The sequence below is a fragment of the Mycobacterium sp. SVM_VP21 genome, assembly GCA_024758765.1.
GTDB lineage: Bacteria > Actinomycetota > Actinomycetes > Mycobacteriales > Mycobacteriaceae > Mycobacterium > Mycobacterium heraklionense_C.
Genome location: CP101406.1, coordinates 4849154 through 4861964, shown reverse-complemented (window position 1 = coordinate 4861964; position 12811 = coordinate 4849154). Strand labels below are relative to the sequence as shown.

General features: G+C 67.6%; 6 protein-coding genes and 1 pseudogene. All 7 read right to left on the bottom strand.

The window, feature by feature from the left end:
• Positions 1 to 16 precede the first annotated feature (16 nt).
• The gene (locus NM962_22700; protein ID UVO12590.1) at positions 17 to 895 is read right to left on the bottom strand and encodes an SDR family oxidoreductase; all 879 of its coding nucleotides are present in this window, start codon (positions 893 to 895) and stop codon (positions 17 to 19) included.
• Between the two features lie 29 nt (positions 896 to 924).
• Positions 925 to 2160 (bottom strand): cysteine--1-D-myo-inosityl 2-amino-2-deoxy-alpha-D-glucopyranoside ligase, encoded by a 1236-nt coding sequence (gene mshC / locus NM962_22695; GenBank protein UVO12589.1) that lies wholly within the window; start codon positions 2158 to 2160, stop codon positions 925 to 927.
• A 24-nt stretch (positions 2161 to 2184) separates the two neighbouring features.
• Positions 2185 to 2979 carry a 3'(2'),5'-bisphosphate nucleotidase CysQ gene (locus NM962_22690; GenBank protein UVO14914.1) on the bottom strand — a complete coding sequence of 265 codons (795 nt, stop codon included), beginning with the start codon at positions 2977 to 2979 and terminating at the stop codon, positions 2185 to 2187.
• A gap of 302 nt (positions 2980 to 3281) precedes the next feature.
• Positions 3282 to 5960 (bottom strand): LuxR C-terminal-related transcriptional regulator, encoded by a 2679-nt coding sequence (locus NM962_22685; GenBank protein UVO12588.1) that lies wholly within the window; start codon positions 5958 to 5960, stop codon positions 3282 to 3284.
• A gap of 52 nt (positions 5961 to 6012) precedes the next feature.
• Positions 6013 to 7101, bottom strand: a complete 1089-nt coding sequence (locus NM962_22680; protein UVO12587.1) for an AI-2E family transporter — start codon at positions 7099 to 7101, stop codon at positions 6013 to 6015.
• Positions 7098 to 7814: pseudogene (locus tag NM962_22675) on the bottom strand (NAD(P)-dependent oxidoreductase). The gene NM962_22680 and the pseudogene NM962_22675 overlap by 4 nt, the downstream one beginning before the upstream one ends.
• A gap of 202 nt (positions 7815 to 8016) precedes the next feature.
• Positions 8017 to 12798, bottom strand: coding sequence for a type I polyketide synthase (locus tag NM962_22670; protein UVO12586.1), 4782 nt, complete (start codon positions 12796 to 12798; stop codon positions 8017 to 8019).
• Positions 12799 to 12811 lie beyond the last annotated feature (13 nt).

Genomic DNA, 12811 nt, shown 5'->3' with positions numbered 1-12811 from the left:
TGAACCGCCGAGCGAGCTACTTCTCCTTTTCCCGGGCCTCGTTGTAGGCACTGGTGGAGCGGCCCAGTGCGGCGACTTCGGCGTCCATCTTCGGGACGATGGTGGCGGCGCCCTTGACGAACGGGGCTTCCACCGGCCGCAATGTCAGCACCGGCTTGAGCCAGCGCAACACCCCCACCCAGCCCGGGCAGTAGACGCGGCGCCGGCGGCCCTCGATGCCCGCGACGAAGGCGTCCACACACTTGTCGACCGAGGTGGTCTTGTTCAGCGGCCACGGCAGTTTGGCCAGCATCTCGCCGAAGGCCCCCAGATCGGCCTTGGTGTCGCGAACCAAGGGTGTGTCGATCCAGGCCATGTGCGCCGATCCGACCTCGACGCCCTGGTAGGCGACCTCTTGGCGCAATGCACTGGCGAAGTGCTCGACCCCGGCCTTGGCCACGTCGTAGGACGCCATCCCGGCCAGCGGAGTGAATGCTGCCAGCGAAGACACGACCAGTACATAGCCGCGACGCTCGATGACCGACGGCAAGGCGGCGCGCACGGTGTTGAACACCCCGATCACGTCGACGTCGATGACCCGCTTGAACGTCTCGGGATCCACGTGCAGCACCGACCCGTAGCTGGCGATGCCGGCGTTGGCGACGACGGTGTCGATGCCGCCGAAACGCTGCACGGCCTGCGCGGTCACCGCCTGCATCGCGGACAGATCCCGCACGTCGGCCACGGCGGTGAGCGCCCGGTCACCGAGATCGTCGGCCAGCTTGTTGAGTGCGGCCTCGTCCAGGTCGGTCACCACCACCGAGGCGCCCTGCGAGTGCAGCCGGCGGGCTAGCTGCTCGCCGATACCGTGCGCGCCACCGGTGATGAAAACGACTTGGGAGTGAATCGAAGACATGGGCTCAACCTACCCCCGCCGCGGGTGATCTACAGCGCCACACCCAGCAGCGCATCGACCGCCGTGGCCACCGACCGCGGTGCGGCAGCGTCATGGCCGCCGTAGTCCAGCGCATCGGTCGCCCAGCCGTCCAACGCAGCCAACGCCTTGACGGTGTCGAGATCATCGGCCAGATAGCGACGCATCCGGGCGATGACGTCATCGGCAGCCGGTCCGGCCGGAAGCGTCGTGGCGGCCCGCCAGCGGTCCAGCCTCGCCTCGGCCGCCGCTAGGGCCGCGTCGTCCCAGAACCGGTCACTGCGGTAGTGCCCGGCCAACAGACCCAGCCGGATCGCGGCCGGCTCGGTTCCCTGGGCGCGCAGCTTGGAGACCAGGACCAGGTTTCCGCGGCTCTTGGACATCTTGTGGCCATCCCAGCCGATCATGCCCGCGTGCACGTAGTGCCGGGCGAAACGGCGCTCCCCCGTGAGGGATTCCGCATGCGCGGCGGAGAACTCGTGGTGCGGGAAGACCAGATCGGAGCCGCCGCCCTGGATGTCGATTCCCGAGCCGATACGACTCAACGCGATCGCGGCGCACTCGACATGCCAACCCGGCCGACCGGCCCCGAACGGCGCGGGCCAACTGGGCTCGCCCGGGCGGGCGGCGCGCCACAACAGGGCGTCGAGCGGATCGGCCTTACCGGCCCGATCCGGGTCGCCGCCGCGCTCAGCGAACAGCTCCAGCATGGTGGCGCGGTCGAATCCGGATTCGTAGCCGAACTGCTCGGTGGCGTCGGCGCGGAAATAGATGTCGGGGTGGTCGCCGTCGACGATGTAGGCCGATCCGGCGGCGAGCATCTTTTCGACGAGTTCTACTACCTCGTCAATGGCCTCGGTGGCCGCCACGTAGTCGCGGGGCGGCAGTACCCGCAAGGCGGTCATGTCGGCGCCGAACAACTCGACCTGGCTGGCTGCCAGCTCCTGCCACTGCACTCCGTCGCGCTCGGCGCGCTCGAGCAGCGGGTCGTCGACGTCGGTGACGTTCTGCACGTAGCTCACCTGGTGGCCGGCGTCGAGCCAGAGCCGGTGAATCAGGTCGAACACCAGATAGGTGGCGGCGTGGCCGAGATGCGTGGCGTCGTAGGGCGTGATGCCGCAGACGTACATGCGGGCCGTCGGGCCCGGCGACACCGGACGCACCTGCCGGTCGGCGGTGTCATAGAGGCGCAGCGCCGGGCCGCGCCCGGGCAGGACCGGAACGGCCGGCGCGGACCACGATTGCATGCCCACGACTTTAAGGCCCCTCCTCTAAAGGACCGTCCGCCGCATCGCGTCCAGCAGGATCGGCGCCACATCGGGCCGGCACATCAGCAGGTCGGGCAGGTAGGGGTCGGGGCGGTTGTAGCGCAACGGCGACCCGTCGATGCGCGAGGCATGCAGGCCCGCCGCCAACACCACACCGGCCGGGGCTGCCGAATCCCATTCCCACTGCCCGCCAGCGTGCAGGTAGGCGTCCACGTCGCCGCGCACCACGGCCATCGCCTTGGCGCCCGCCGAACCCATCAGCACCGGCTCCACCGGCAACACCTCGCGGATGAGCCGAACCACCGCCGGCATCCGCGACGCGCTGACCGCGACCCGAATGGGATTCGGAGTCTCGGTCGGTGCTGGGGCCCGGGTGACGGTGTCGGTGCGGAAGACCACGTTGCTTCGGTTGTCGTAGGCCGGCAGTGACACCGCGGCGTCGGTGATGGTGCCAGAGCCGTCGGGGCCGCCACGCTGCCACAGTGCGATGTGCACCGCCCAGTCGTCGCGCCCCGGTGTGGTGAATTCGCGGGTGCCGTCGAGCGGGTCGACAATCCAGACCCGGTCTGACCGCAGCCGGACCAGGTCGTCCGGCGATTCCTCGCTGAGCACCGCGTCGCCGGGACGCGCATCACGGAGCCTGCGGATGATCAGCTGGTTGGCTCGGCCGTCACCGGTGTCGCCGAGGTGCCAGGGTTGAGCGAAGCCCACCTCGTCACGCACCGCCAGCAAGAGCTTTCCGGCGTCGACTGCCAGTTCGGCGGCCAACGCCGCGTCGGTCAGCGTCACGTGTGGCAGTATCCCCGACGCCGGACGGGGCCGAATTCGCGAGTGTGAGGTTTGGTAGGCCGGTAGCGAGTCAGGCTCAAGTGATCGCTGCAACACCTGATCGAGAGGTGTTGGTGCGGTATGGGGTATCACGCGGGGTTTCGGGGCCGTGGTGATCGGCGGGTACCGGATTTTGTGTGGGAGAGGTTCTGGGAGTCGCTCGGGTCGGGTTTGTCACCGACGGCGGCGGCGACGGTAGCTGGGGGAGACACCCCGACAGAACAGGAGGACACCCCCGCGGCACTGACCGCCTGAACCACCAACTCGAAGAATCACACGACGACGTCGTACACCACGCCCGTGGACTTGACCTGGGTCAGATGGGTCTGCACGGTGCGCGGCGAGACCAGCAGACGCGCGGCGATCTCTTTGTTGGCAAGACCAGCACACACCAGCCGGATGACCTCGTGCTCGGTCGGTGTCAGTGATCCCCAACCCATCGAAGGTCGCCGGCGTTGCCCTTGGCCTCGCTGCGCATACCCGATCGCGTCTAGGTCGGTCAGCGTCGCACCCTCGGTGAACGCGGCATCGAAATCTTTGTCGCCCAAAGCATCGCGGACTGCTCGCAGGGCGGCGTGATTGGCGACCTCGTGAACCGCGAAGCGCGTTGCGCCCATTCGCCGGCGCATTCCTTCGGCGGCGCCCAGCAACCGTGCGGAACGGTGCGGAATTTCGTTGAGGCAAGCAGCTGCCGCCAGGCATTCAAACAGGTCGGGCAGCGACAGGTGCGCGCCGAGGTCTACAGCTTGGGTGAGCGCCGCGTAGGCGTCTCGCTCGCAGAGTTCCGGCTCGCGCTCGGACAACCTCACCCGAGCCCGGGTGGCCAACGACAGGATGCGATGCCACCCGGTGGCGGACGAGACCGCCGCGTCGGCCACCTGGCGCGCCTCGGTCAAATCACCGCGTGCCAGGGCGACTTCGGCAAGTATGTAGGTGTACATCCGTTGGTGCAACGGAATCGTAGACAGCGACTCCCAGGCCACTCGGCTGCAGTGGTCCGCCTCCTCGATGCGGCCGTCAGCCAAGGCCACGACGGCACATACCCCGCGCGAGTTGCCCATCCACAGTTGGCCGAATTCCTCGGCTGCCGGCGCAGTCGAGGAGAGCTCGGCCTCAGCAGAGCGCGGATCCCCTTGGTAAATCAAGGATTGAGCACGGTAGTGCCCACTCACCACCTGCCAGAGCACGTCCCGGTCGGTGCGGGCTTCGTCGGCTATAGCGCCGAACTGCGCCGCCGCGGCTGTCACATGTCCAGCGATCAGCTGAGCCCAGGCCGACCATGTGCGGCACTGGCGGGCGGTGAACCGATCGCCGATCTCGTCGGCGATCGTGACGCCTTCGGAGGTTGCGGCGAGCACTGCGATCCGATCACCTTCCAGGAAGGCCATATTCGCTCGCCAGCCCAGGATTTGGCAGAGCCGCCAACGGTCGTCCACCGACCGGGCCAGTTCGGCGGCCTCGGCGAAATACTGTTCACCCGGCTCGCCGTGAAGCGCGGCGATGATGCCGCGGGTGGTCAGCGCTCGTGCGAGTAGCGCCTGGTCGTCCTGCGCTCGGGACTGAGCCACCGCGAGCTCGGCCGGTTCGGTCTCGTGAGCACTACCCACCCAACCGTCCAGCAGCGCGCGATCGGCCAGCGCGGCCGTCCGCGTATCGAGAGCCACGTCTGCAGAGAGATCGCTGGTGAGCACGGCGTCAAACCAGTTCAGCCCCTCCAGAATACGACCCGACGACAGCCAAAGCGGAAGCAGTGACGACGCCATGGCCAGCGCCGTGTCATTGTCGGCGCAGTGGCGACTCCAGGCAAATGCGGCGCGCAAGTTATCGAGTTCCAAGACCGCCCGTTCAAGCCCGCGCTGCAAGCTGGTTCGTGTCAGTGCGTCGATCGCGGATGCCGTCGCCGCGTAGAAGTCACGGTGCCGGCACCGTACGGCGTCGCATTCGCCGGCCTCTTCGAGCCGTTCAAAGGCATACTCACGCATCGTTTCCAACAGCCGATAGCGGGTGTGGTCCTGGTTGTCGACCACGATCACCAGCGACTTGTCGATCAGCTGGGTGAGCAGTTCGAGGATCTCGTCAGCCGCTAGGCCCTGACCCGAGGCAGTCGCGGCGGCAGCGGGCAGATCGAATCCTCCGACAAACACCGCAAGACGCCGGAACAGGACGCGCTCACTCGGGGTAAGCAATGCATGCGACCAGTCGACCGATGCCCGCAATGTCTGCTGACGCGGAAACGCCGTGCGGGCGCCGCCGGTCAGCAGCTCGAAACGATGCTGCAACCCAGCAAGAATCTCCTTGGGCGACATCGCACGCAGGCGGGCGGCGGCCAGTTCGAGCGCCAGCGGCATGCCGTCGACGCGCCGGCAGATCTCAGCGATCGTCGCCCGGTTCGCATCGGTCAGGGTGAACGTCGAGAGCACCAGACGAGCTCGATCGGCGAACAACGCCAACGCTTCATCATCCAACGACAGCGACGGCACCCGCCAGGTCGTTTCCCCGCCGAGTCCTAGTGGCTCCCTGCTGGTGGCCAACACCGTCAAGTTCGGGCAGGTGGTCAACAGCACGTCGACCAAGGATGCGATGGGGTGCAGCAGGTGCTCGCAGTTGTCGCAGACCAGCAGCAGCTGCCGGTCGTCGATGAAGTTCAGCAGGCTGTCGGTGGCCGATCGGCCAGGTTGATCCGGCAGGCCCAGTGCGTGAGCGAAGGCGACTGTCACCAGTTCCGGGTGGGCCAGCGGAGTGCAGTCGACGTAGCAGGCTCCCGCTGTGAAGAGGCGGGCGACTTGGCCGGTGAGTTCGATTGCCAAACGGGTCTTTCCTGAGCCACCCGCGCCGCTGAGCGTCAGCAGCCGGCGCACGGCCAGCACTGATCGCAGCTCGTCGATTTGCCCCTGGCGCCCGATGAAACTGGTCAGCGGCACCGGCAGATGCGGCACTGTACCGTCGCTCACGGAGATGATCGTGTCATCACATCGGTTTGCTGGGCTGCAAAACGCAATTGCGCTAACTGTCCGCGAACAGTTCCTCGCCCGTCTCCTCGCTGGAGAATGCCGCCAGGTAGACGTCGATGGTGGTGACGATGATGATCATCAGCACCGGACCGATCACGATGCCCCAGAAGCCGAACATGGCAATCCCGGCGAAAACAGCCAGCAGCATCAGGGCGGAATTGAGCCGGGCGTCGCGCGGCACCAGCACCGGTCGCAAGAAGTTGTCGATGTTGGTCACCACGATCAGGTGGAAGAAGAACACGAACAGCCCGCCGATGACGTTGCCGAACAGTGCCATTCCGATGCCGAACGGCATGGTCACGATGCCTCCGCCGAGCGGGATGATCGACAAGGCGGTCAACAGGATCGCGAAGATGAAGAACGCCTGGTGGAATCCGCCGATGTAGATGGAGGCGGCCCCGGCGACGCCCTGGCAGAACGCGATGACGAACTGTCCGCCGACGGTGCCGCGCACCATCGAGCCCATCTTGGCCAGATACAGATCGGTCACTTCGCCGCCGAGCGGGTTGAGCCGTCGGATCAGCGTGTGCAGTTCCTCGCGGTGGGTCAGCAATGCCAGGAACACGTACAAGAAGATGATCGCCGAGGTGACCGCGCCCACCACTCCGCCGACGGCGCCCTGCAACACATGCAGCAGCAGCTCGCCGCCCTTCTGCGCCACGTTCACCATCGCCCCGCGCAGCGATTCCATGGTCAGCTCGACGTGCACGAACGGCACCTTGGCCAACGCGCCGTTGATGAACTTCAACACCTTGTCGCCCAGGGCGTTGGGGTCGGTGGCCTGCACCCATTCGGCGACTTCGCCCACGGTGCGGGAGATCTGCGCGACGGCCAGAAAGACCGACAATCCGACCGGGACGATGACGGCGACCAAGGCCGCCAGCAGGGTCCCGGTGGCCGCCAGCCCGCTGGACACCCTGCGATTGAGCAACCGGAACAGCGGGGTGAACAGGTAGGCACCGACCGCGGCCACCACGATCAGCACGAAGTAGGTGCGTAGGAAGTAGGCGCCGAATAGCAGCGCGATCACGGTGAAGACCGCCAGCGCCCGTCGTTGGGTGGGCGTGAAGTCGTGGTTCATGGGCGTGGGTCACTCCATTTGTCGGCGATGGCTTGCCACGGATCGGCGAACCGCTGGTCCTTGCGGTGGTAGGGGGATCGGGTCCGCAGCACGGCGCGGGCCAGGGGAGCGACGGTCCGCAGCAGGTAGCGCTGGGCGCCGGCTCGGGACGCCGTCTCGGCCAGCATCTCCGGCCAGGAGTGGTGCTGGAAGCCTAGGGCCTCCTGGGCGCGGTTCGAGTCCATCCAGTCGGTGTTGAACCAGTCCTCGTCGCGGTCGGGATTGCCGGGCAGCCCGGCGGGCAGACCGTTGACCAATCCCAACGCGGCGGCCATCGCCGGCGCGACGTCGCCCTGGATCTGGCGGTGCGAGTCGTCGCCGCCGATCAGCAGGGTCTCCCCGACGACCGGCGCGGTGGTGGCCGCGACAAACGCGGACGCGACGTCGCGCACGTCGACGGTCTGCAGCCTGCCGTCGGTGGGGAGCAGTTGCTCGAAATACACGTTGTCGAGGTTCATGTAGGAGCCTGGGTCGACGGTGATCACCCCGCCCAGTCGCAGGATGACCCAATCCAGCGGGGAGGCGCGTACCAGTTGTTCGGCCTGCAACTTGTGGTCGCCGTAGACGTCGGCGGGATTGGTTGGGGTGTCAGCGGTCAGCACGCCCGAGACGGTGTGGGGATTGCGCGACCCGTACACCGCGATGCTGGAGGCCAGGACGAATCGCGGCGGTTTAGCGAGGTTCGACGGAGGAGAGCCGACGCTGGAACCGCCGGACGAACCCCGCGGTTTAGCGAGGTTCGACGGAGGAGAGCCGACGCTGGAACCGCCGGACGAACAACCGCCAACCGCGCCGTCAAATCATCAATCTTGCGCAGCGCCTCAGCAACAATCGCCCGACGATCCGGCCCCCCGACCGGCGCAGCACTCTTCTCGCTCAACTCAACCTCTCCGAGAGCTGCGCGAGCAGCTCGTCATCGCTCATGTCGTCATAGGCGTCGGTGCTGTCCTGCTCGGCGGCTTCCGCTACCTCGGGCAGGATCGTTGCCAGGTACCCCGTCAGCGCATCGATGGTCGGGTAGTCGAACACCACTGCGGCCGGCAGAGTTTCGCCCAGGCTGTCCGACAGTGCCCGCTGCAAGGTGACGCTCATCAGCGAATCCATGCCGGACTGGAAGAATCCGGCGGTCGGGTCCAGCGCGTGGCGCGACCCCAGTCCCATGGCGGCGACGACCTGGTCGGTGACGTGTTCGCGCAGCAGCTCCCCACGCTGCTCGGGTTCCGACTCAGCCAGAACGCGACGGAACTCGGTGCTCTGCGCCGCCGGCCCGTCAACGGGTGCGTCCACGATCAGCAGGTCGTCGACGATGCGCAGCGCCGCCCGGGTGCGGTACGCGGCGGCAAGCCGCGGCCAGTCCGCCGCGACGACGGTGTGCCGCACCGCGCCCCGTGCGCCGATCACCAGTGGCAGGGCTCCGATTGCGACATCGTCGGCCATCGGCTCCAGACCGGAGTCGACAGTCACCTGGCGTTCAACATCGGATTGGGTGTCGGTCAACGACTTCCACAAGCCCCAGTTGATCGCGGTTGCCGGCAGCCCGGCCGCGCGGCGCGCGTAGGCAAAGGTGTCCAGGAAGGTGGTGGTGGCCGTGTAGTGCGCCAGCCAGCGCGACCCGGTGATGCCAGAGATCGATGAGAACAACACGAAGTAGCGCAGCGGCTGTCGCAGCGACAGCTTGTGCAACAGCGCAACCACGTCGAGCTTCGGGCGGAACATGGTGGTGACATCGTCGTCGGTCATGTCGCGCAGGGTCACCGGGCCGCCGGCAAAGGCGGCCACGTGGATGCCTTCCAGCGGCGGCAGGTCAGCACCGAACCGATCGAACAGCGCACCCATCGCGGTCTCGTCGGCGGCGTCGGCAGCCACTGTCACCAGTGTCGTTCCCGCCGAAGCCAACTCGGTCGCCAACTCGTCGAGCACTGAGCCCGGACGTCGGGACACCGCGACAATGGTCTTGGCTCCACTGGCCGCCAGTTGCCGTACCAGCTGCGGACCGATGTTGCCGGTCGCGCCGATTACCAGATGGCAACTGCCGGCGTCGAATTCGACCGGCGCAGCACCGGTTGGACGGCTACCGAGAAGGCGCGGCACCCGACGAACACCGGCTCGGTACACGACCTGGTCCTCGTTGTCGGCGGCGTCGGCCTCGGCCAGCAGGTATCCGGCGATCAATGCCGCGGGGACCGACTCGTCGACATCGACGACTCTGCCCCAAACCTCGGGGTGTTCCAGGGCCAAGCTGCGACCCAGGCCCCACAGCACGGCGTGCGCGGGGTTGGCCCGGTCGCCCTCACCGACAGGTTGCGCATTACGGGTCAGCAGGAACAGTTTCGCCGGGTTCGAGGTCTGTTCCGCCATCGCGGTGACCAGGCGCCGGGCCGCGTTGAACGCATCGTAGGCGGGCGCAGCGCTCAGATCCGTCGCATCCGTCGACGGCGCGTACAGCACATGGGTGGCAGCGCCCAGCGCCGCAGCCAGTGCAGCGCGGTCGCCGTCCGCGGCCAACACCGATGCGTCCAGCGCAGTGACGCCACCGCCCTGCTTCGCGCCGATCTCGGCACTCAGCTCCTGGCTGCCGATCACCAACCAGGACTGCTGGGTGACGGGGTCGCCGGCCGCCGCTTCAGCAGCCGGCCACGTCAGCTCGCACCACCAGTCCTCGGGCACCGCTCCCGGGCTGCCGACGGCCCATTGTGGCCCTGCGCCTGCCGGGCCGGCAGGGCGCCGGACGGCCGCGGTCTCGATCCAGTAACTGCTGTGCTGCCACGGGGTGGCGGGCAGCACCGGGTGCGGCTCGGGCGGGTGCGGGGTCTGCGGGGGCTGGGTGGTGTGCGTGCGATTGAGGTTGGTGTGGAAGCTGACCGCGTCGTCGGCGTCGCGCACCAGAGTTCCGGCCGTATGGTGATGACCGCCGAGGGCTTCCACCGTGTCAGCAATCGCGTGAGTGAGAATCGGATGCGCGCTGACTTCCACGAACGTGGTGTATTCGCCGGCCGCGGCAGCAACCGCCTGTGTCAGCAGCGCAGGCTGCCGAACGTTGTTCACCCAGTAGTCGGCGTCCAAGATCGGCATGCCACCGGCCGGCATGGCAGCTTCGGTCACCGTCGAGAAGAACGGGATGGTGGCGACTTCAGGCGTCAGGTCCGCCAGTGCTACGCGAAGCTCGGGCAGGATCGGGTCCATCAGCGCGGTGTGCGAGGCCACTTCCATGTTGACCCGCCGGGCGAACTTGTTCCGGCCGCTGACGGCCGCGATGACCGCATCGACGGGCGCAACCGGGCCGGCCACCACGGTCTGCTTCGGCGAGAGGTAGCCCGCCACACTGACATCCGGGTAGTCGACCAGCAGCGCCTCGACGGCGTCGGTGTCCAAGTTCAGCAGCGCCACCGCGCCCTGACCGGCCTGCCGCGACATCAACTGCGAACGGGCCGCGATGACCCGGAACCCGTCAGCCGGGCTCAGCGCGCCCGCTACCACCGCGGCGGTGACCTCGCCCATCGAGTGACCGATGACGGCGTCGGGGTGGACCCCGTAGGAACGCCACAGCTCGGTCAGCGCCAGCTGGAGCCCCATCAGGACCGGTTGTACCTGCGCATCACCGCTGACCGGTTCACCGGCGGAGATCACCTGCCACAGCGAGAACCCGACGTGTTCGACGAACGCCGGTTCCAGCACGGCCAGCGCCCGGGCGAACGCCGGTTCGTCGGTGAGCAGCGCACGGCCCATGCCGATCCAGTGCGAGCCCTGACCGGAGTACACGAAGACGGTGCCGGGGCCGCACGGGCCGTCGTGCGGACCGATGACTCCGCAGTCCTGTCCATCCGCCGAGGTACCGGCCGCCAGTGCCCGCAGGCCGCTGACCGCCGCGTCCCGGTCGCGGGCGCAGACCGTGCCGAACAGGGATTGGCGGGCACGGTGGTGATTGAGGGTGTGCGCGACGTCGGGCAGTTCCACGCCGGCGCCGTCGCCCTCCAGCCAGTCGGCTAGGTCGGTCGCTGTTGCAGCGATCCGTTCCGGGGTCCGCGCGGAGACCACCAGAGTGGTCACTGCCGGATCTACCTCGCGCGCCGTGATCTTGGCGGGGGGCGCCTGCTCGATGACCACGTGAGCGTTGGTGCCGCCAAAGCCGAAGGAGGAGACCCCGGCTCGCCGCGGGTGATCCGACGAGGGCCAGTCCTGGTGTTCGGCAACGACCTTCAAACGCATCTGCTCGAACGTGATGTGCGGGTTCGGAGTGTTGAAATGCAGGTTCTTCGGAATCCGCCCGCGTTGCACGGCCAGCACCGCCTTGATGAAGCCGACCATCCCGGCGGCCGCCTCGAGATGACCGAGGTTCGACTTGGCAGCGCCGAGCAACAGCGGCGTCTGGGGGGAACGGCCCCGGCCCAGCACCGTGCCCAGCGCTTTGGCCTCGATCGGGTCACCCAACAGGGTTCCGGTTCCGTGGGTTTCGACGTAGTCGACTTCCTGCGGGGCGATGCCGGCGTCGGCGTAGGCCGACCGCAGAACCGCCATTTGGGCGGCCGGGTTCGGCGCCAGCAGGCCGTTGGAGTGGCCGTCCTGGTTGATTGCCGATCCGCGCACCACCGCCAGCACGCGGTCGCCGTCTTGGCGGGCGTCGGACAACCGCTTGAGCACCACGACACCGCAGCCCTCACCGCGAACGAATCCGTCGGCGTCGGCGTCGAATGCGTGGCACGCGCCGGTCGTCGACAATGCCCCGCTCTGGTCGAAGCCGCGGAACACCGCGGGTGACATCAGCAGATTCACGCCGCCGGCGATCGCGGTCTCGCACTCCCCGGTCCGCAGACTTCGGCAGGCCAGGTGCAGGGCGACCAGCGACGACGAGCACGCGGTGTCCACCGTCACCGACGGGCCGCGCAGGTCCAAGAAATACGACAGCCGGTTGGCGATGATGCTCAGTGCGCCACCGGCATTGCTCCAGGCGTCCACGTTTGGCAGGTCGGCCGACGCGTGGCAGCCGTATTCGGTGATGCTGGCTCCGACATACACACCGGTCTGCGATCGCCGCAAGGAAGTCGCCGGAATACCCGCGTGCTCCAAGGCTTCCCACGCCACTTCGAGCAGCAGCCGTTGCTGCGGGTCCATCTTGACCGCTTCGCGGCTGGAGATGTCGAAGAAGTCGGCGTCGAATGCGGCGATATCGCGCAGGAACGAGCCCCAGCGGGTGGTGCGGGCAATCGCGTTGCCCGTCTCGGCTGACCCGTCGTCGAACGGCGCCCAGCGATCGGCGGGCACTTCGGTCACCGCGTTGCCACCGTCGAGCAGGAACTGCCACATCGCGTCCGGTGAGTTGATGTCACCGGGGAACCGGCAACCCAGACCGACCACCGCGATGGGCTCATCTGTGCCGAAACGCCCGGGCTCGGGTGCCGATTCTTCCTCGGCGGACTCGGGCTCGATGAGGAACCGGGCCAGTTCCGCGACCGAGGGGTGCTGCCAGAGTTCTACCGGTGAGACCTTGCGGCCGAGCAGTTCGGACAGCTCGCCGCAGAGCACCACGGCATCGCGGGATCCGACGCCCAGATCGTTGAGCGACGCGTTGAAATCGATGTCCTCGAGGCTGCAACCGATGTTGGTGACCAGATAGTCGGCCAGCCAGTGGCGCAGTGCTTCTTCATCAAATGCTGCGGTCATGCGGGGAACTCAA